Source organism: uncultured Cetobacterium sp. (genome assembly GCF_947038635.1).
GTDB lineage: Bacteria > Fusobacteriota > Fusobacteriia > Fusobacteriales > Fusobacteriaceae > Cetobacterium_A.
The window spans coordinates 1-20,009 of record NZ_CAMQXC010000009.1 but is presented as its reverse complement, the minus strand read 5'-3'; the positions used below and the strand labels follow the sequence as shown (position 1 = coordinate 20,009).

The following is a 20,009-nucleotide window of genomic DNA, read 5'->3' as shown; positions in this document are numbered from 1 at the left end:
CCTTTAGAACCTCATTTTTATCTTTTTGGCTTTATAAAAGCTTCTCTAATAATTATTTCCCCACCTTTTGGTGATGTTATTTCCACTTTTAAAGGCCCTCTTTTTACAGATAACCATCCTAGTCCTTTAAAAACTAACTCTTCCCCTGTTTCAACTGTATAAACTTCAACATCTTTTTCTAAAGAGTTAAATTCATCTCTACATTTTTCACACGGCGGAGTTAAAAAGTCTGCTTTTTGCATTAACTCTTTTGCTTTTTCTACGTTTGTTTCATGGAATGTTACATCTTTAGATGCATATAATGAAAATATAGGTTTTAAATCGTCATCGTTTAAAACTCTCATTTGAATCATTCCACCAATTAATATAACTCTATCCTCTTGAACTTTATAAGTTTTTCTTGAAATTTCGTTAGCAGGAATTATATTTTGATTACACTCTTGACATACAAAATCAGAAAATCTTCCACTAGGAATTAATCCTGGAGTATCAATTAAAGTTATTTTCGAGAATGGAATCTCTGTTTTTACACTTTTTAAAGTTGTTCCTGGAAATTTTGATACTGTTACTCTTTTAGCACCTATAAGCTTATTTATAATACTAGATTTTCCAACATTTGTTACCCCTAGAACTAAAGCTTTGGCTCCATTAGGATAAAAATGCTTGATTTTCTTAAATATTCCATTTATTCCATATCCATTTTTAGAACTTACTATAGCTATATCCAATGGAGAAATTCCCTCTTCTCCTAATCTTCCTTTAACCCAATCTGCAACTTCTGATGGATGTTTCTCATCCGGTATTAAATCTAACTTATTAATTACAACAATTGATTCCATTTCTCTTAAAATATCAAGAATCTCATCATCAAATGACCCTTCAAAATCAATAATATCAAAAACAGGTATTGCTACATCTGCTTCTGCTAAACTTTTTTTAACTTCTTGTCTATAATCCTCTTTTGTCATTTTTATAGGAATATATTGTCCATAATTTTTTATCTTAAAACATCTTTGACAAAGTAATTCTTTATTATCTCCTTCTAAAACTGATTTCGGCAAATATCCATTAGAATTAGGATTCTCTCCTTGAAGTTCAATTCCACATCCTATACATTTTTTCGTCATAAACTCTCCTTCAATTTATAATATTAATATTTTTCTATCACTTTATTTCTATCTCTTTAGACAGTTCTTTTCTTCTTTTTTTCTCTAAAGCTTCTAAATATATTTTTGTTGAATCTAAATTTGAGTGACCTAATAATTTTTGTAACTGCAATAAACTAATACCATGTTCTAGCATATGGACAGCAAATGTATGTCTAAAACTATGTGGACTTATCTCCTTTGTTATTCCTGCTTTAACACTGTATCTATCTATAAGTCTCCTTAATGAACGATCAGTTAATCTCCCACCAGATCCATTAACAAAAAGTATCTCTTTACTATACTTAGACCCTAATTTCTCCTTTTTAGCTGTTATATATCTTTTAAAAAAATTTTTTGTTCTTTCGCTAAAAAATACAGTTCTATATTTTTTAAAACTCGTTACAACAACTTCCCTATTCTCTAGATTAAAAACATCTTCACCTAAACCTAATAATTCTTGCGATGTTATTCCACTTGAATAAAGAAGCTCTATAATCAACCTATCTCTCAAACTATGATAATTTTTTAACTCTATTGCTTTTCTAAATCTTATTATCTCTTCTAATTCAAGAACTTCAGGAATTCCCCTATCATAGCTTGGCGCTACTATTAATTGAGCTGGATTACTTTTTATTTTCCCCGTATCCTTCAAATATTTAAAAAATGATTTTATAGATGAAATTTTTCTATTTAAAGATCTCTTTCCTATATCACACCCTTGAAGCTCTACTAAAAACTCTCTAAAATTAAATCCATCTATATCAGAAATTTTTTTCAAATCATTACATTTTATAATATATTCATTAAATCTATATAGATCTATTCTTAATGACTTTATTGTATTTAAGCTCTTTCCTTTTGCGAATTCACAATGATATAAAAACTCTTTTATATCCCCTAATAAATTAAGAGTATCCATCTCAAACTCCTTTTATTTCTCTTGATTTAACTTTTCATCTAAATAATCTAAAGCTATTTTTGATATTTTATTATATTTCTCTTTTTTATCTCTTATTCTTTCATCTAAAGATTTTATTACACCAAAATTAGGTCCCATCGGTTGGAAATTTTTCTTTTCTTCTGTGATATATTTAATAATTGCTCCAATCGAACTTCTATCATCTAATACTAATGGTTCTTTTCCATCCATTTTTCGAAGAATATTAGTTGCCGCCATTAATCCAGTAGCAATAGCACAAACATATCCTTCTCCACCAGTTATTTGTCCTGCAAAGTATATATCTTGATTATTTTTTAAATTTAATGCTGGCGTTAATAACTTTGTTGAGTTTATAAATGTATTTCTATGCATAACTCCATATCTTACAAATTCAGCATTTTCAAGTCCTGGTATCATCGAGAATACTCTCTTTTGCTCTCCCCACTTTAAATTTGTCTGAAATCCTACTAAGTTATATAACTTTCCATCTTTATCATCTTGTCTTAACTGAACTACCGCAAACTCTTCTTTCCCAGTTTTTGGATTTATTAATCCTTTTGGCTTTAATGGTCCAAATAACAATGTTTTGAATCCTCTTTGAGCTATTCTCTCAACAGGCATACATGCCTCAAACAACTTTTCCTCTTCAAACTTTTTTAAAGGAGCTCTTTCTGCTGATATTAAAGCTTCGTAAAAAGCTTCATACTCTTCTTTATTCATAGGACAGTTAATATATTCTCCCTCTCCTTTGTCATATCTTGATTGGAAAAATACTTTATCTTTATCAATTGAATCTAACGTTACAATTGGAGCTGCTGCATCGTAAAAATATAGATATTCCTGTTCTAATGTTTTTCCAATATTTTTAGATAACTCATCTGATGTTAATGGTCCACTAGCAACAATAACTATTTTATCTTTTGGAATCTCTTTTAACTCCTCGTTTATTATTTCGATATTTTCCATAGAATGTAGCTTCTCCGTTACCCTCTCTGAAAATCCTTCTCTATCTACAGCTAAAGCTTGTCCTGCAGGAACTTTAACTTCGTCTGCAATTTCAATAAGTAAAGATCCCATTCTTCTTAGCTCTTCTTTCATTAATCCAGAAGCATTTCCTAAATGATCTCCTCCTAAAGAGTTACTACATACTAACTCTGCAAATTTCTCACTTTTATGAGCTTCTGTTGAAACTTTTGGTCTCATTTCATATAATTTTACTTTAATTCCATTTTTTGCTAATTGATATGCTGCTTCTGAACCTGCTAATCCAGCTCCTATTACTACTACTTCTTTATTCGTCATCTGTTCTCCTTTTTTATACATACAAAAGTCTCGCCTACAAAGGCGAGTCCTTTTATCTACTCTTTTTTATCTTTCTCTAATTTCTTTATATTTTTACAATCAGGGTATCCCGTACAAGCCAAGAATTTCCCCCATCTTCCTCTACCTATTTTAAATGGTCTTCCACACTTCTCACAATTTCCAGCATTTTTTAGAATCTCTTCTTCTTCTTTCTGGATTTTATCCATAATCCATTTCAGTTGAACTATTCCATCTTTTTCTTCAATTGAACCATTCATAAGAAGTTTTTTTACTTCTCCAGGCAAAGAAACTCTCTCGTTGTCCTCTTTAAAGTTTTCACTCTCTAAATAGCTACCAAAACGTCCTAACTTTAAGAGTAATCTATTTCCATTACTTAAAAATACATCTGTTAGTTTACCCTGCTTAACTCTCAGTTGCTCTTCTAATAGCTCTTTTACTTTTATATCTCCATTTTTGATATCTTCCAATGGGATTTCAATTCCCTTTAAAGAGTATTTCTCTTTACAATTTTCATCTGTACAGCATAAATATCTTCCAAATCTTCCATTTTTCATAATCATATTTCCAGATCCACAAGGACATGGAACATCTGAAGTTATTATTCTGCTTGATTCCTCTTCAACTTTAATTTTATAAAGCTCTAAATCTTTTGAAAGTTTTGAATAGAAATCTTTTAGTATTTCAACCCAATCTCTTTCTCCCTCTTCAACTAAGTCTAAGCCATCTTCTAAAGAAGCTGTAAATTTAACATCCATTATATCTTTAAAGTTTTTTTCTAATATCGTTTTTATTTCATATCCTAATTCTGTTGGAATAAAACTTTTACCTTCAATTACAACATACTCTCTTTTCTTTAGAGTCTCAATTATTGATGCATATGTAGATGGTCTACCTATTCCATCAGCTTCTAATTTTTTAACTAAAGATGACTCTGTCAATCGTGAAGGAGCTTTTGTCCAATCCTCTTTTATGTGTAATTTGTTTAGTTTTAAGAAATCACCTTCATTTATTGTTGGAAATTCTCCTAGCGGTAGTTCCTCTTCATCCTTAAATACTTTATAATATCCATCAAATATTATTTTGTTTAAAGTTCCTCTAAATTGGTAATCTCCATTTTCTAAAATTATTTCAAACTGCTCATATTGCATTGGCGCCAATTGAGATATCATAAATCTTTCCCATATTAATTTATATAACTTATATTGATCTGGTGCTAAATCCTTCTTTATTTTATCAGGCTCTAAATAGATATCTGTTGGTCTAACAGCTTCATGGGCATCTTGAATTTTTTCATCTTTTTTCTTTTTTACCCCTTCTTTCCCTAAATACTCTTTTCCAAAAGTTTCAACTATATAACTTTTTGCCATTTCTTTAGCTTCATCAGATATTCTTGTTGAATCTGTTCTCATATAAGTTATCAAACCCTTTTGGTTTCCATCAATACTTATCCCTTCATATAATCCTTGGGCTACAGACATAGTTTTTGATGCTGAAAAACCTAAATATGATGATGATAATTGCTGTAATGTACTTGTTTTCAATGGCAATGGTGGATTTTTAGATTTTTTAGTCACTTTAGAGTTAATAACTGCATATTCTGAGTTCAATGTTAATTGAACATTCTTTACAATATCCTCATCTGTAACCCTTTCAAATCTTTTTCCTTCTATCTTATAAAGAGAAAGATTCATCTTATTTTCAAACTCACCTTTTATATCCCAAAACTTTTCAGGAACAAACTTTTTTATTTTATCCTCTAAATCACATATTAATTTTAAAGCAACTGATTGAACTCTTCCAGCGCTTGTATTTGAAGATATTGACTTCCATAAAAGAGGACTTATCTCATATCCCACCAATCTATCAAGTATTCTTCTTGCTTGTTGTGCATTAACTCTATCTATATCCACTTTTCTAGGATTTTTTATGGCTTCTCTTATTGCTCCATTTGTTATTTCGTTAAACTCTATTCTATTAGCTTCATTTTCATCTAATTTTAATGTTTGAGCTATATGCCACGCAATAGCTTCTCCTTCTCTATCCGGGTCAGATGCCAAGTATACTTTATCTGATTTTTTAGCAAGATCCTTTAAAGTTTTTATTACATCTCCCTTTCCTCTTATCGTTGAATAGCTAGGTTTGAAATCATCTTGCACATCCACTCCGATTTTACTTTTTGGCAAATCTCTTACATGTCCAAAGGAAGCTGTAACATGAAAATTATTCCCCAATATTTTTTCAATAGTCTTCGCTTTTGCAGGTGATTCCACTATTACTAAATTTTTTTTCGCCACTATTTTCACCCCTAATTTTTTCTCTATATACATTATTCGCTCTTAATTATATTAGAAATTGATAAAAAAATCAACTAAGGGTACCAAGTTTCCCATTTATAAACGTCTTCTGTAGTGTCCTGCTGGTAAGCTTTGAATATAACCCTCTATTTCTAATTCCATTAAATTACTCAATAATTCACTAGTTTCACAAGAAACTTCTTTTCTTATTTCTTCTAAATGCATTTTCGTTTTTAATACACTATATATTTTTAGTTTTATTCCAATTAATTTATTTAATTTTTTTCCATCTTCACTTATTTTTAACCAGCTGTACTCATTTAATATATCTTCACCAGATACTATTAATTTAGCTTGAGACAACTTTATTAATTCATTACATCCTTGGGATAATGGATATGTCACATCTCCAGGAAAAGCAAAAACATCTCTTCCCTCTTCTAAAGCTATACTCGCAGTTATTAAACTTCCTCCTTTTGAAGAACTTTCGACTACTACAGTTCCTTTAGATAAGCCAGCTATTATTCTATTTCTTATTGGAAAATTTTTAGGTGTTGGCCTCATTCCTATTGGAAATTCTGATATCACTAATCCTTTTCGTTCTATCTCATCTCTTAATTTGATATTTGTTCTTGGGTAAAATATATCTATTCCACATCCTAAAACAGCAATAGTATTACCTTTATACTTTAATACTTCCTTGTGAACTATTGAATCTATTCCTAAAGCTAATCCGCTTACAATAACTACTTCTCCATCAACTAAATCTTTAACTGCTCTTTCACAACAAAGTTCTCCATACTTTGTTGATCTTCTTGTACCTACTATGGAAATCATTTTATTTTTACTTAAAAGTTCTATGTTTCCTTTATAAAAAAGAAAAAGTGGAGGTTTTGCTATATTTTTCAAACTATCAGGATATCTATAATCGTTAATACTAATTAAGCCTATCCTGTTTCGCTCTAAATAATCCATAACCTCCAAATATTTTTCACAGTATTTTGAATTTTCTATCAATCTGGTATCGTCTGTGGTCAAATTCAACATATTTGTAAGTTTATCTAAATCAGCAAAAATATCTTTATATCGTTTATTGTATCCCATTAAAGCTCTAATTTTACTATTTTTCAAACCCATTAATTTTAATCGATACCACTCCATCTGTCACCTCTTTTATCTAGAATATGTAGACGTTAACATATTACTTATCTCTTTTGACTGTGGATATAATCTTCTTCCTTCTTGTAAAACTTCTCTTGCTCTATCAATTTTCTTTTCAGCCAAGTAAATATCTCCTAAAGCTAAAAATCCTTCTACACTAGGTGCATAGTTCATATATATTTGAATATCATCTATTGCTTTATTGTATCTCCCTAAATTTCTATATGCTAATCCTCTTCCTAAATAAGCTTCTTTCATACTAGGCTCAATACTAATTGCAACGCTATAAAAATCAATTGCTTTATTATAATCTCCAATAAATCTATAACTTGTTGCTGCTCCAAACAAATTTCTAGAACTATCTATATTGCTACTAAAAATTTGTGCTGCTCTTTCATATTTTCTATTTCTAAAATATTGATCTCCTAAATAGAAAACCTGATTTTCATCTCCACTTATAGAGTTTATATAACTTTTAAAATATTTTTCATACTCTTTTAAAAGAACTGCCGCCTTATCTCTATCATCTTCTCTCGCTATTTGGCTTTCTAGACTTTGAATATATTGTGGTCTTTGATCACCTAAAGCTATTAAACTAAGAAAAAGAAATAATATTCCTATTAATTTTTTCATTTTAAATAATCTCCTCTATTCTACTAATTATTTTTCCATTTTTTATAGTTGTTTCAATTGAATCCCCAAGTTTTACTTGAGAACTTTCTTTTATTACTTTATCACCTATTTTAGTTATACTATAACCTCTTTTTAAGACATTTAAAGGATTTAAAGCAATTATTTTTTCTGTACACACTTCTAACTCATGACTTTTATTTTTAAATATTTTTTTCATAATATCTTCAAGTTTTTCCTCTTTTGATACTAACATTTGATTTTTTTCCTCTATAGCCTTTATAAAATTCTTTAGTACATAACTATTTTGTAACTGCTTTATCTCATCTTTTTTCTTTTTTATTACTCTATTGATACTATCTTTTACTCTTTTTTCTTTTTCTAACAATTGCTTTTCTATCTCTTTTTTTACAGGAATAGATATTTCTATTGCTTGAGTTGGAGTTGCTGCTCTAACGTCTGCCACTAAATCAGATAATAAATTATCTATCTCATGACCTACAGCTGATATTATTGGTTTTTCACTTTGAAAAAATGCCCTTGTTACCTCTTCTTCGTTAAAAGCCCATAAATCTTCAACACTTCCTCCACCTCTACCTGCAATAATTAAATCTATTTCTGGTACTTTATTTAATGTTTCAATACCTTTTACAATCTCTTCTTTAGCTCCTACCCCTTGAACTTTAGCTGAATAGATATAAATATCTATATTTTCAAATCTTTTTCTTGCTGTATTTACTATATCATGAAATGCTGCTCCTGTATATGCTGTTACAACTCCTATCGCCTTTGGATATTTAGGTAAAACTTTTTTAAATAATGGCGAGAATAATCCTTCTCTTTCTAAATCCTTCTTTAACTTTTCTAACTTTGCAAACATCTCACCAAGCTTATCTTCTTTTTGTACATGTCTAACTAATACCTGAAAATCTCCTCTAGCTTCATAGAAACCAACATCTCCAAATATCTTTACAGAATCTCCCTCTTTTAAATCTTCAGCTATTCTTTTAAATTTATAATTAAATGCCGCGCATTTTATCTGACTCTGTTTATCTTTTAAAGTAAAATATAAATGACCACTTTTATAATATGTTATTCCTGAAAGCTCCCCTTTTAAAAAAAACTCTTGAAAGTTCGGATTTTCATCTATATATCCTTTTACCATTTTATTAAACTCTGTTACACTATAAATTTTCTCTTCCATAGCTCACTCCTACATCTCTAATAACATCAATTTTAGTTTGTTCATCTCGTCTCTTTTTTCTATAGCTTTTTCAAAGTTCAACTCTTCAGATAATACTTTTATCTCTTTAATTAATTTTTTTACCTCTTTTTCAATATCCTCTTTGCTTGTGAAATGCTTAGTTTCAACTATTTTTTCCTCTTCAGCTTCCCAATTAAATAAAGATTCTGAAACTTCTCTAAAAATCGTTTTAGGTTCTATATTATTTAATAAGTTGTATTCTCCTTGCTTTCTTCTTCTTCTCTTAGTTTCTTCAATAGCATATTTCATTGAATCAGTTATAACATCACCATACAATATTACTCTTCCATCAACATTTCTAGCTGCTCTTCCTATTGTTTGAACTAAAGACCTTTTACTTCTTAAAAACCCCTCTTTGTCAGCCTCCAAAATAGCGACTAATGATACTTCAGGTATATCCAGACCCTCTCTCAATAAATTTATTCCAATTAAAACGTCAAATTCACCTTTTCTTAATCCTCTAATAATCTCAATTCTTTCTAAAGTATCTATATCTGAATGCATATATTTTACTTTAACACCTAAAGTTATATAATACTCTGTTAATTCTTCAGCCATCTTTTTAGTTAAAGTAGTTATTAGAACTCTTTCCTTTTTTAAAGCATTCTTTCTAATCTCATCTAAAAGGTCATCTACTTGATTTTTAGTTTCTCTTACCTCTATAACTGGATCTAAAATTCCTGTTGGCCTAATTAGTTGCTCAGCTATATATCCTTTAGATTTTTCTATCTCAAAATCTCCAGGAGTGGCTGAAACAAAAATTGTTTGACCACAATTTTCTCTAAACTCTTCAAAAGTCAAAGGTCTATTATCTAGAGCTGATTTTAATCTAAATCCATTTTCAACTAAAGCCGTCTTTCTTGCTCTATCACCATTATACATCCCTCTTATTTGAGGAACACCAATATGAGATTCATCTATATAAACAATAAAATCTTTAGGAAAATAATCCATTAATGTATCCGGTTTGTCTCCTGGTTTTTTATGTGTTAAATATCTTGAATAATTTTCAATTCCTTTACAGTAACCAACTTCTCTTATCATCTCTAAATCATAATCTGTTCTTTGTTTTAATCTCTGAGCTTCCAAAAGCTTTCCTTTTTCTTCAAACTCTTTTACTTCTTTTTTTAAATCTTTTCTTATCTCCTCTATAATTCTTTCTTGTTCTCCCTCTTCTGTTACATAGTGAGTAGCAGGAGAAATTGCAACTCTTTCTAAATTTCTTTTTATCTTTTGACCTGTCAATGTATTTATTTCAGAGATTTCTTCAATTTCATCTCCCCAAAATTCTATTCTATAACCATTCTCCATATAAGATGGATATATATCTATTACATCTCCCTTTACCCTAAACTTACCTCTTTCAAAAGCAATATCATTTCTTTCATATCGTAACTCTATCAATTTTGAGATTAACTTTTTTCTACTATAACCTGTTTTTTTGTCAATTGCTATAGTTAAATTTTTATAAGTTTCTGGTGATCCAAGTCCATAAATTGCAGATACTGAAGCTACAATTATAACATCTTTTCTATTTATTAAAGCAGCTGTTGCTGCATTTCTAAATTTATCTATCTCATCATTTATAGATGAATCTTTCTCTATATAGGTATCTGTTGTTGCTATATAAGCTTCTGGTTGATAATAATCATAGTATGAAACAAAATATTCTACTGCATTTTCAGGAAAAAAGCTTCTATACTCTGCAAATAACTGCGCTGCCAATGTTTTATTTGGAGCTAATATCAATGCTGGCCTACCACTCTCTTTTATTATATTAGCTATTGTGAATGTCTTTCCTGATCCAGTTACCCCCAATAAAGTTTGATCCTTTATACCTTCATCTAGTCCTTTAATCAATTTTTTAATTGCTTCTGGCTGATCTCCTGTTGGACTATATTTTGAATTTAATTTAAACATCTTTGTGACACCTCCATTAAAATAGGGAGAGGTAGCTCCTCTCCCTTAAAGTATCTCTAATTATCGTTTAAAAAAATTGGAGTTTCAATTTTTAATATGTTTTTTCTCCCTTTGCTAGCTTCAATTAAAACAATACTTGAGTCTTTATCTTTTGAATAATGAACAAATTTAACTCTTTTAACTGAAAATCCATTTTTTATAAGCTCTTCTGAAATCTCTAAAAATCTATAGCTTTTATGTACCATGAAAAGTTCACCTCTTGGTTTTAATAACCTCTTAGCATTTGCTACAAACTCTTTCAAGTTAAGCTTTATTTCATGCCTTGCTATACTTTTTATATCTTTATCATTAATCTCTTTTCCATCTAAAACCATATACGGTGGATTTGAAATTATATAATCATATGTATTTCCTTCTTGGATATTTTTTATATCCATATTAACAACTTCTATTCTATCCTCTAATCCATTTCTTTTAACATTTCTAATTGCTAAATCTGCAATTTCTTTTTGAATCTCTACTGCTTTTATTTTAGATATCTTATCTTTGGCACATAATAATACTGGAATTATACCATTTCCTGTTCCAATTTCTAATATTTTAGAATTTTTCTTTCCATTGAAAAAATTAGCTAATAAAACCGCATCAGTTCCAAATCTAAATCCTTCTTTTTTTTGAATTAAAGTGTATCCTTCACAAATATTAGCTATATCTTCATTTTCAAAAATCATTTTCTTTTATTACTCCTTTTCTAAAACCTTATGTTGAAGCTCTTCTGTTGATAAAACATTTTGTAATTTTTTTGCTTCTTTTTTATTGAATTTTATCTCATCAATAAGAACCTTCATAATTCCTTTTCCTTCAACATCTACATATAAAAACCCATTTAACGGACTTATACTTGTTACTTTTCCTTCTCCTTTTTGAGTTTTAACAAATTGATTTACGGCTGGATAAACTCTTAAAGCTTCTTCATATTGCTTATATTCATAATTTATACAACAAAGTAAACGTCCACATACTCCTGATATTTTAGTTGGATTTATTACTAATCCTTGATCTCTTGCCATTTTTATTGATACTGAATCAAACTTATTTATAAATGTTCTACAACATAGTTCTTTTCCACATACTCCTATATTTCCAAGTATTCTTGCTTCATCTCTAACACCAATCTGTCTTAACTCTATTCTTAGTTTAAATATATTTGCAAGATCTTTTACTAAATCTCTAAAGTCAATTCTTCCTTCTGCTGTGAAATAAAATATTAACTTTGTTTTGTCAAACGTATATTCTGTCTCTATTAATTTCATAGGTAGTTTATGATGAATAATTCTTTCTTTACAAACTTTAAATGCTTCTCTAGCTTCTTGACGAAGTACTTCATATTTTTGAATCTCTTCCTCACTAGCTTTTTTTATTACAGGTTTAAGTGGTAATACTAATACTCTTTCAGGAAGCTGCATTGGACCACCATAAACAACCCCGATTTCTTTACCTCTAATAGTATCTACTATTACTTTATCACCTTTTTTATACTCTACTTCATCCACAATTTCAAAGCTATATCTTTTTTTAGTAGTTTCAAACATTACACCTAATATATTATATAATTTATTTGGATCTGATACTACCTCATCTTGATTTTCCTCTTTTATATTTTCATTCTCTTTTATTGTAGTTTCATCTATATTTTTATCTATATCTAAATTTCCTTGTGTCATATATCCTCCCGCGAAAATCTTAACGTTCTATACTATAAAGTATATCATATTTTTTTGTCTTTTAAGAATTTATTTTATATAATTTAATTGTTCTCTAACAACCTCTTCTAAATGATCAACAGATGAAAAATTTAATTCTAAATTTATATATTTTAAATTTGGTAGACTATTTAATATTAACTTTAAATTTCCTCTATAAATTTTATGGGGATCAAGGTTTTTCATATGTTCCCACTCAATCTTAAATTTTCCATTTCTATCTTCATTTGACCATTCTTTTATTTCGCTAGAAAAATCTTTTTCAAAATAATTTTTAAATTCTATCCCGTTTATATGAACACCATATATAAATTTATTTAATTCTTTTAATTCCTTTATTTTATTCAAAATATATTTATCAGCTTCTTGAAAACTCTTTATATTTTTTTCTGTACATATTATATGGGATAAATCTAATAAAAAACCTTTGTTTTCATATTTTACTCTTTCAAAAAAATATTTTGTTAATCCGTAGTCCTTTAAAGTTAATCCTGGCCACGGTAAATTTTCAAAAAGCAGTAATGGTCCATCACCTTTAAAAACTTCATTCACTATTTTCAAAGTCTCATCTAATACCTCTATAGATGTATAATCAAAATTACATGTAAATATATCTTTCGGCCTTACATGTGAAACATGAAAAACTAAATACTTTACTTTAATTTTTTTAGCATCTTCAAATTGTTTTTTAAAAGTTTCTAATAAAATCTCTTTTTTAAAAGAACGATAATAATTTAATATTCCTTCATCATTGTAAAAATCTTCTCTTACCTTTTCCATATCTTCTTTCCAAAACTCTAACCAAGTAGGATAATATAATAGGTGCACTCCTTTTATAGGATATCTTTCATAACTTTTTAAAGGCAAATGATCTCCAATTATTGTTTCTATACCTGTTATACCTTCGTTTTTTAATTTTTCATATACTTTTAAAAATTTTTCTTCCTCCCCATTTTTAGGAATAAAACTAAAACTTATCATTTGAAAGCACTTCCTTCATCTGTTTTAAAGATTTTAAAACTCTTGTTGACGGCCTATTAATCCCTTCATCTATAAAATATATTTTTCCAGTTTTTACAGCATCTATTTCCTGCCATTCTAGTCTATTTTTTATATCCTTTACAATCTCTTTTCTATCCTCTCCTACAAATATAAATTCAGGATTTCTTTCAATAACAGATTCTAAAGTAGGGGAAATCCAGCCCTCTTGATCCTCAAATATATTTTTTCCACCGGCATTTTCGATAACATCATTTAAAAATGTTTTTCCTCCTGTTGTATATATGGGATTATTTAAAATTTCAAAATATACTCGCTTTTCATTTTTATTTTGTAATCTTAACTTTTCTAATTCTTTAACATAATTTTCTTTTAATTTGTCACTCTTTTTTTTCTCATTTAAAAGATTTCCAATTTCCTCAATAGAATTTTTAACTTCTTCTAACGAATTTGGAGTTTTCATTACATAAACAGGAATTCCAACCTCATCAAAAACATTCAAACTCTCTTTTCCTTTGGATAAATTATGCTGAGATGTTATAACTAAATCTGGCATCAATTCCATTATTTTCTCTTCATTTAATCTATCTGTATTCAAAATTCCTTTCCCTTCTAACTCTTTAGATATTTTTTCAGAATATGAATCTACTCCAACTAAAACATTAACTAATCCCATATCTACTATTATCTCTGTATTTGATGGAACTGTTGAAATTATTTTTTCCACTTTTTCAGGAATTTCAACCTTCCTTCCTATACCATCTACTAATATTCTTGAATATCCTATTGAAAATACAACTATATTTAACATAAATATTTTTTTTAACACTCATATCCACCTCTTCTATAAAAATATATTTCAATTATAGCATATATGTAAAAAAATGCTCTTCTCATATCTTGAAAAGAGCATTTTTTATTAAAAACTATATTTAAATCCAATATAATAATTTCTTTCTGGTGCTGGATAGTAATTACGAGTTTTACTATAACTGCTATACCCTACATAATCATAATATTTTTCATCAAATAAATTATTAATTCCAGCATTTATAACTAATCCATCTTGAAAATCATACACAAAAGTTAATCCACTTAATAAATAACTATCTATTTTTTCTCTTTCATTAGCTTCGTCATTACTATCATAAGATTTTCCATAATATTCCCAAGAGTTATTCATACTTAATTTTTCATTAAATTTATAATTAAAGTTTAGCACTCCTTTTATATTTGGAATCCCTGGAATATCTTTTCCCTCTTTAAATTCTGTTTTCATATAAGTTATTGATTCCGATATTGTCAATTTATCAAAATAGTGTTCCAAAGAAAATTCTATTCCTTTTCTCTTACTTGTTCCATCTAAATTTCTATTTTTATTAAACTCATCATTTTTGTTTACTCCATAGAAAATTTCATTCTCTGTTTCTATATAAAATACTGATGTTGAAATATAGGTATTACCTACAAAATCCTTTATTCCGATCTCATAAGTTTCTGTTTTTTGAGGATTAAATTCTCCTGCCCAAGCATTTATTTCATCTGTATTTGGCGCTCTGAATCCTTTTGTATAACTTATATATGTAGAACCTGAATCTGAATATAAATAACTTCCTGTAAGTTCTATGGCATCTTCTTTAAACTTTTTTGTTGTGAATCTATCCCCTTTATATTCAATATTTTGTCTTCTATATCCTTGAGTAAATCTAAACTTATCAACTGTATAACTATTTATTAAAAATCCACCTAAAGAGTTTTTTTCAGATTTCCCATTTCCATAAGCAAAATCTTTTGTTTCACCTTGATAAATATCTCCACCAAATACAACATAACTCTCATCTAAGTATGAATATTTTAATTGTGGTTTTAAATATTTAACTTCTGTTTTATAGTTACTTCCATTTGAAGAGTAGTTTTCATGAGCGTATCTTCCTAATAATTTAAACTCTAAATTAGAATTTATATTATATAAATAATCTCCTACAAAATTATTCTTCTCAGTTTTCCCATCAACTCTCCAAGCATTTGGGTTAGACTGTGTTCTATCATCATCAACTTCATCCTTAGTCAATGCTCCAGGTGCTTTAAAGCTATTTTTAGAATAATTATATTTAAATTTTAGCTCTCCATCATTAAGTTTATATCTACTTCTAAATCCAAAACTTTCTAAATCATCTTTAGAATAATCTCTATAGCCATCTTTCTCTCTTTTTAAATAATCTACTTCAACTAAAAGTTTTTCTCCTATTTTAGTCCCATATGTAAATTGTTGTTTTTTTAGTCCATAAGAACCTATTTCACTATTTAAACTTCCATAGTTCTTTTTATCTTCGGGTGCTTTTGTTACAATGTTTATTGTTCCACCAACTGCTCCATCCCCATATAAAACTGATCCACCTGAAGGGATTACTTCAATTCTCTCTATATTATCTACTGGAATATTACTTGTCTGGTATCCTGATAGATCAATTGAATTAATTGGAGCCCCATCAACTAATACTATAACATTTGATTTTGCTGTAGCACCTTGACCTCTTATATCAAAAGCTGCATCTGCTCCACCCATCTCTTTTACAATAACACTTGATACTAATTTTAAAGCTTCTGCTACTGTTTTTGCTCCTCTTTGTGTTATCTCTTCCCCTGTTAATACAGTTACATTTTTAGGTATATCTGCTATTGTAGTCTCTGTGTTTTCACTTGTTATAACACTTTCTTCTAATTTCACAACCTTTTCTTGTCCCATTGCTAAACTAGATGCAATAATCAAGCCTGCAATATAAAATCTTTTTTTCATTTAATTTAATCCTCCCATTCTGTCACTCGCAGTTTATTTTTATGGCAGGTATCCTGACTCAACTTCTTCCTCCAATAGCCCTTCCCAGTTTCCCAGTGGTTTATCTATTTTTGTCCATTTTACAGTGGCGTGACCGTTTAAGCTTTTCACTTAATTCCCTTTTAATTTATGAAAACCATAACGTCTTATTATACTATAATCACTTCATTTTTAAAAGTTTTAAACAATAAGTGAACAAAATATATTTTAAATTAACCTTGATTTATTTATATTTTTTAAGTACAATTTAGATAAAAATTTTTTAAGGAGAGTTTATGAAAAATATTATTCCAGGTTATTTTTATATTTTTGACACTCCATTTGGCTTACTTAAAATTGAAGAATTAAACAATGAAATTATTAAAATTGAACTTAATAAACCTACTTCAAATAGAACTTTTAAACTTACAAAGCTTTTAGAAGAATCATTTAAAGAGATTGATGAGTTTCTAAAAGGAAAAAGAAAAAAATTTACATTTAAAATAAATCCTATTGGAACAGAGTTCCAAAAGTCTGTTTGGAAAGCACTACTTAATATTCCTTATGGAGAAGTTAAAACTTATAAAGATATTGCAATTGCTATTGGTAATCCTAAAGCGTGTAGAGCTGTTGGATTAGCAAATAATAAAAATCCTATTCCTATCGTTATCCCTTGTCATAGAGTAATCGGTTCTAATGGTAAGCTAACTGGATATGCTTATGGATTATCTATAAAATCTCATTTACTTAATTTAGAAAAAGGTGCAAAATAATTTTGCACCCTTTTTAAGCTTTAACCACATTTTTAAAAACTACTTTCTCTGCTATGTAAACTGTGATTAAATTAGTAAAAAATCCTGGTAATAATTCATACATGTAACTATCTAATCCTAAAACTTTCCATATTAAAAATACAAACATTCCAACTAAAATTCCTGATAAAACACTTTTACTATTTACATTTTTAAAATAAAGTACTGATATTATTGCTGGTCCAAATATTGTTCCAAATCCTCCCCATGCATAAGCTACCAATGATAATACTTTTGCATTTTGGTTTAATGCAAATAGTAATGCTAACAAAGCTATTACAATAACACACAATCTTCCAACCCACATGATTTCTTTGTCAGAAACATCTTTTTTCATATATTTATAAAAATCTTCTGTTAAAGTAGTCGATGAAACTAATAATTGCGAATCTATTGTTGACATTATTGCTGATAATATCGCAGCTAATAAAATTCCTGCTACCCAAGGATTGAATAACTCTTTTATCATATAGATAAATATTTTTTCTGCATCTCCTCCTAACTCTGCAACATTTTTAAAAAGTGGTATCCCTAAAAGACCAATTGCTATTGCTCCAATTAAAGAGATAATTACCCATATCATAGCTATTCTTCTAGATTTTTTTAGTTCTTTTACGTCATTTATACTCATAAATCTAACCAAAATATGAGGTTGTCCAAAATATCCTAATCCCCAAGCTAATGAAGATAATATACCCAGTATCCCTATATTTTCTCCATTTTGCTTAAATATATTAAAGGAAATTCCTTTTAATTCAATTCCTTGTCTAACTGTTTCTATATCTCCAACTTTATAATACGCTGCTAATGGAACAGCTATTATAGCTAAAAACATCAATCCTCCTTGAAAAAAATCTGTCCAACAAGAAGCTAAATACCCACCCATAAATGTATAAACAACTATTGTTGCTGCACCTATTACTACTGCAACTTTATAATCAATTCCAAGTATTGATTCAAATAGTTTTCCTGCTGCAACTAATCCAGATGATGAATAAATTGTAAAGAAAAATAGTGTTCCTAAAGCTAAAACTTTTCTTATTGTTCCTTTATCATCTTTTAATTTTTTTTCTAAAAAAGTCGGTAAAGTTAAAGTATCCTCTATTTCAGTTTCTACTCTAAGTTTTGGAGCTATAAATTTCCAATTTAAATATGTTCCTACTGTTAAACCTATCACAACCCAAATCTGTCCAAACCCTGAAAGATATACTGCGCCTGGTAATCCCATTAATAACCACCCACTCATATCACTCGCTTGAGCTGATAATGCTGTAACCCAACTCCCAACTCCTCTACCACCTATTAAATAGTCTTCAGAACTGGAGGTCTTTCCATAAAAATAAATTCCAACTCCTATTAAAAATAATAAATATGCTCCAAATGTAATAAACGTTTCTACTCCTATCATCTTATACTCCTCCCAAATTTTTAATAAAAATAAAAGAGGGCCACTCAAGTACAGTTTTGTACCTAAGTGACCCTCATTAAAAGAATCCTATAAAAATAATCTTTCATTAAAAGTTATTTCCCCTTAGATACAGATCCAAAATCGTAACACAAAATGGATCTGTATCTAAACATAAACTAATGCTTAAAACACAAATCCCTATCTAGGGGGGATGGGTTGTCTATTTACATTATTTGAAATAACTTGATCTTTTCTCATTAGAACTCTCCTTTAATTTTTTATTTTCATTATGGTAACATATGAAAATAATTTTGTCAATTTTTATTTCCAAGTTAATATTCCCTCTTGAGAATTAAAAACTTTTGTGAACCCTTCTTCTAATAAAATTAAAGCTGCTGTTTTAGACCGAATTCCACTTCTACAAAAAGTTACATACGTCTTATTCTTATCTAGTTCAATAACTCTTTCTTCTAATTCATGAAGTGGAATATTTAAACTATCTTTCACTGATTCTTCCCAGTATTCCTCTTCTGTTCGAACATCTAAAAGTATCGTATTCTCTTGTACTAGTAATTCTTTCACTTCAATTTGATTTAACGTTTGATATTTTTTCATAATTTTTCCTTAATTAAATAGAGGTTTAATCTCTTCTATCCAAGCTTTTATTCTATCTGGTGTTTCGTTATCTTGATTACTCTCATCTAAAGCAAGACCAATAAATTTATCATCTACAACTGATTCAGTTTCTTCATAGCTATATCCTTCTGTTGAAGTAAACCCCACTACTTTAGCACCTTTAGCTATAACTGCATCATATAATTTCCTCATTGCTCCTACATATGATTCACCAAATGCAAATTGATTTCCTACACCCACTATTCCTACAACCTTATTTGTAAAATCTAAATTTTTTAATTTATCATATACATTTTCCCAATCTTTTTGTAGCTCTCCTACTCCATAAGTTGGTGAAACTAAAATTAGATTTTCAATATTCTCCATCTCATCAATTCCATTTGCTACATCAAAAACTTCGTATTCCTCACCTCTTAAGTAAAACTCTATCTCATCAACTATTCCAGCTGTTATTCCTGATGTTGTTCCATAAAAAATTCCTATTTTTTTCATAATTAATTTCCTCCTAAATTTTTCAAACCAGTTATATCTTTTATAACCTCACTTGCAATTATAAGACCTGCTACAGATGGTACAAAAGATATACTTCCTACATTATTTTGCTTCTCTCTATTATTCTCTAGATTCTTCGGTTTCATTGGTAGTTCTTTTGAAAATAATACCTTTACCTTTTGAATTCTTCTCTTTTTTAACTCTGCTCTCATAACTTTTGCTAATGGGCAAACAGATGTTTTTGATATATCTGCAATCTCTAACATTGTTGGATTTATTTTATTTCCTGTTCCCATTGATGATATAATTGGAATTTTTAATTCCTTTGCTATAGTTATTAAATCTAATTTTGCTGTAACGATATCTATCGCATCAACAATATAAGTTGATGCGATAGATATCGT

General features: G+C 28.7%; 18 protein-coding genes and 1 riboswitch. Of the genes, 1 reads left to right on the top strand and 17 read right to left on the bottom strand.

Going from position 1 to position 20,009, the window contains the following annotated elements; translation table 11 throughout:
- Positions 1 to 17: 17 nt before the first annotated feature.
- From yqeH to Q0V08_RS01980, 13 genes are all read right to left on the bottom strand, one after another.
- On the bottom strand, positions 18 to 1,127 hold the full coding sequence (gene yqeH, locus Q0V08_RS02040) for a ribosome biogenesis GTPase YqeH (RefSeq protein ID WP_297431638.1): 1,110 nt from the start codon (positions 1,125 to 1,127) through the stop codon (positions 18 to 20).
- Positions 1,128 to 1,164: 37 nt separating this feature from the next.
- Complete coding sequence (locus tag Q0V08_RS02035) at positions 1,165 to 2,067, bottom strand: tyrosine-type recombinase/integrase (protein WP_297431636.1); 903 nt, start codon at positions 2,065 to 2,067, stop codon at positions 1,165 to 1,167.
- Positions 2,068 to 2,079: 12 nt separating this feature from the next.
- Complete coding sequence (gene trmFO, locus Q0V08_RS02030) at positions 2,080 to 3,390, bottom strand: methylenetetrahydrofolate--tRNA-(uracil(54)-C(5))-methyltransferase (FADH(2)-oxidizing) TrmFO (protein WP_297431634.1); 1,311 nt, start codon at positions 3,388 to 3,390, stop codon at positions 2,080 to 2,082.
- Between the two features lie 56 nt (positions 3,391 to 3,446).
- The gene (gene topA, locus Q0V08_RS02025) at positions 3,447 to 5,705 is read right to left on the bottom strand and encodes a type I DNA topoisomerase (protein WP_297431632.1); all 2,259 of its coding nucleotides are present in this window, start codon (positions 5,703 to 5,705) and stop codon (positions 3,447 to 3,449) included.
- Positions 5,706 to 5,801: 96 nt separating this feature from the next.
- The gene (gene dprA, locus Q0V08_RS02020) at positions 5,802 to 6,866 is read right to left on the bottom strand and encodes a DNA-processing protein DprA (protein ID WP_297431630.1); all 1,065 of its coding nucleotides are present in this window, start codon (positions 6,864 to 6,866) and stop codon (positions 5,802 to 5,804) included.
- Positions 6,867 to 6,878: 12 nt separating this feature from the next.
- Positions 6,879 to 7,499, bottom strand: coding sequence for a tetratricopeptide repeat protein (locus Q0V08_RS02015; protein ID WP_297431628.1), 621 nt, complete (start codon positions 7,497 to 7,499; stop codon positions 6,879 to 6,881).
- A 1-nt stretch (position 7,500) separates the two neighbouring features.
- Positions 7,501 to 8,700 (bottom strand): exodeoxyribonuclease VII large subunit, encoded by a 1,200-nt coding sequence (xseA, locus tag Q0V08_RS02010; RefSeq protein WP_297431626.1) that lies wholly within the window; start codon positions 8,698 to 8,700, stop codon positions 7,501 to 7,503.
- Positions 8,701 to 8,709: 9 nt separating this feature from the next.
- Positions 8,710 to 10,680, bottom strand: a complete 1,971-nt coding sequence (uvrB, locus tag Q0V08_RS02005; protein ID WP_297431624.1) for an excinuclease ABC subunit UvrB — start codon at positions 10,678 to 10,680, stop codon at positions 8,710 to 8,712.
- Between the two features lie 56 nt (positions 10,681 to 10,736).
- Positions 10,737 to 11,411, bottom strand: coding sequence for a methyltransferase (locus tag Q0V08_RS02000; protein WP_297431622.1), 675 nt, complete (start codon positions 11,409 to 11,411; stop codon positions 10,737 to 10,739).
- Positions 11,412 to 11,420: 9 nt separating this feature from the next.
- Complete coding sequence (locus Q0V08_RS01995; protein WP_297431666.1) at positions 11,421 to 12,272, bottom strand: stage 0 sporulation family protein; 852 nt, start codon at positions 12,270 to 12,272, stop codon at positions 11,421 to 11,423.
- 201 nt (positions 12,273 to 12,473) lie between these two features.
- Positions 12,474 to 13,424 carry a hypothetical protein gene (locus Q0V08_RS01990; RefSeq protein WP_297431620.1) on the bottom strand — a complete coding sequence of 317 codons (951 nt, stop codon included), beginning with the start codon at positions 13,422 to 13,424 and terminating at the stop codon, positions 12,474 to 12,476.
- A complete protein-coding gene (locus Q0V08_RS01985; protein ID WP_297431618.1) occupies positions 13,411 to 14,271 on the bottom strand; it encodes a helical backbone metal receptor in 861 nt (286 codons plus the stop codon). The genes Q0V08_RS01990 and Q0V08_RS01985 overlap by 14 nt, the downstream gene beginning before the upstream one ends.
- A gap of 90 nt (positions 14,272 to 14,361) precedes the next feature.
- On the bottom strand, positions 14,362 to 16,239 hold the full coding sequence (locus Q0V08_RS01980; protein WP_297431617.1) for a TonB-dependent receptor: 1,878 nt from the start codon (positions 16,237 to 16,239) through the stop codon (positions 14,362 to 14,364).
- A 25-nt stretch (positions 16,240 to 16,264) separates the two neighbouring features.
- Positions 16,265 to 16,434, bottom strand: a riboswitch (cobalamin riboswitch).
- A 119-nt stretch (positions 16,435 to 16,553) separates the two neighbouring features.
- Between Q0V08_RS01980 and Q0V08_RS01975 the strand changes: the two genes are divergently transcribed.
- A complete protein-coding gene (locus Q0V08_RS01975; RefSeq protein ID WP_023050996.1) occupies positions 16,554 to 17,030 on the top strand; it encodes a methylated-DNA--[protein]-cysteine S-methyltransferase in 477 nt (158 codons plus the stop codon).
- Between the two features lie 13 nt (positions 17,031 to 17,043).
- Here Q0V08_RS01975 and putP read toward each other — a convergent pair whose 3' ends face one another.
- From putP to Q0V08_RS01955, 4 genes are all read right to left on the bottom strand, one after another.
- Positions 17,044 to 18,477 (bottom strand): sodium/proline symporter PutP, encoded by a 1,434-nt coding sequence (gene putP, locus Q0V08_RS01970; RefSeq protein ID WP_297431614.1) that lies wholly within the window; start codon positions 18,475 to 18,477, stop codon positions 17,044 to 17,046.
- A gap of 321 nt (positions 18,478 to 18,798) precedes the next feature.
- Complete coding sequence (locus Q0V08_RS01965) at positions 18,799 to 19,092, bottom strand: rhodanese-like domain-containing protein (protein WP_297431612.1); 294 nt, start codon at positions 19,090 to 19,092, stop codon at positions 18,799 to 18,801.
- A gap of 9 nt (positions 19,093 to 19,101) precedes the next feature.
- The gene (locus Q0V08_RS01960; RefSeq protein ID WP_297431610.1) at positions 19,102 to 19,605 is read right to left on the bottom strand and encodes a flavodoxin; all 504 of its coding nucleotides are present in this window, start codon (positions 19,603 to 19,605) and stop codon (positions 19,102 to 19,104) included.
- Between the two features lie 2 nt (positions 19,606 to 19,607).
- Positions 19,608 to 20,009, bottom strand: a 402-nt coding sequence (locus tag Q0V08_RS01955; RefSeq protein ID WP_366099764.1) for a ThiF family adenylyltransferase, incomplete at its 5' end; no start/stop codon positions are given.

Bases quoted from the DNA above. Each gene is read 5' to 3' on its own strand.
- Q0V08_RS02000 (WP_297431622.1), bottom strand. From the start codon at position 11,411: ATGATTTTTGAAAATGAAGATATAGCTAATATTTGTGAAGGATACACT.
- Q0V08_RS01990 (WP_297431620.1), bottom strand. From the start codon at position 13,424: ATGATAAGTTTTAGTTTTATTCCTAAAAATGGGGAGGAAGAAAAATTT.
- xseA (WP_297431626.1), bottom strand. From the start codon at position 8,700: ATGGAAGAGAAAATTTATAGTGTAACAGAGTTTAATAAAATGGTAAAA.
- Q0V08_RS01995 (WP_297431666.1), bottom strand. From the start codon at position 12,272: ATGTTTGAAACTACTAAAAAAAGATATAGCTTTGAAATTGTGGATGAA.
- dprA (WP_297431630.1), bottom strand. From the start codon at position 6,866: ATGGAGTGGTATCGATTAAAATTAATGGGTTTGAAAAATAGTAAAATT.
- Q0V08_RS01975 (WP_023050996.1), top strand. From the start codon at position 16,554: ATGAAAAATATTATTCCAGGTTATTTTTATATTTTTGACACTCCATTT.
- uvrB (WP_297431624.1), bottom strand. From the start codon at position 10,680: ATGTTTAAATTAAATTCAAAATATAGTCCAACAGGAGATCAGCCAGAA.
- putP (WP_297431614.1), bottom strand. From the start codon at position 18,477: ATGATAGGAGTAGAAACGTTTATTACATTTGGAGCATATTTATTATTT.
- yqeH (WP_297431638.1), bottom strand. From the start codon at position 1,127: ATGACGAAAAAATGTATAGGATGTGGAATTGAACTTCAAGGAGAGAAT.
- Q0V08_RS01960 (WP_297431610.1), bottom strand. From the start codon at position 19,605: ATGAAAAAAATAGGAATTTTTTATGGAACAACATCAGGAATAACAGCT.
- trmFO (WP_297431634.1), bottom strand. From the start codon at position 3,390: ATGACGAATAAAGAAGTAGTAGTAATAGGAGCTGGATTAGCAGGTTCA.
- Q0V08_RS02035 (WP_297431636.1), bottom strand. From the start codon at position 2,067: ATGGATACTCTTAATTTATTAGGGGATATAAAAGAGTTTTTATATCAT.
- Q0V08_RS01965 (WP_297431612.1), bottom strand. From the start codon at position 19,092: ATGAAAAAATATCAAACGTTAAATCAAATTGAAGTGAAAGAATTACTA.
- Q0V08_RS01980 (WP_297431617.1), bottom strand. From the start codon at position 16,239: ATGAAAAAAAGATTTTATATTGCAGGCTTGATTATTGCATCTAGTTTA.
- Q0V08_RS02015 (WP_297431628.1), bottom strand. From the start codon at position 7,499: ATGAAAAAATTAATAGGAATATTATTTCTTTTTCTTAGTTTAATAGCT.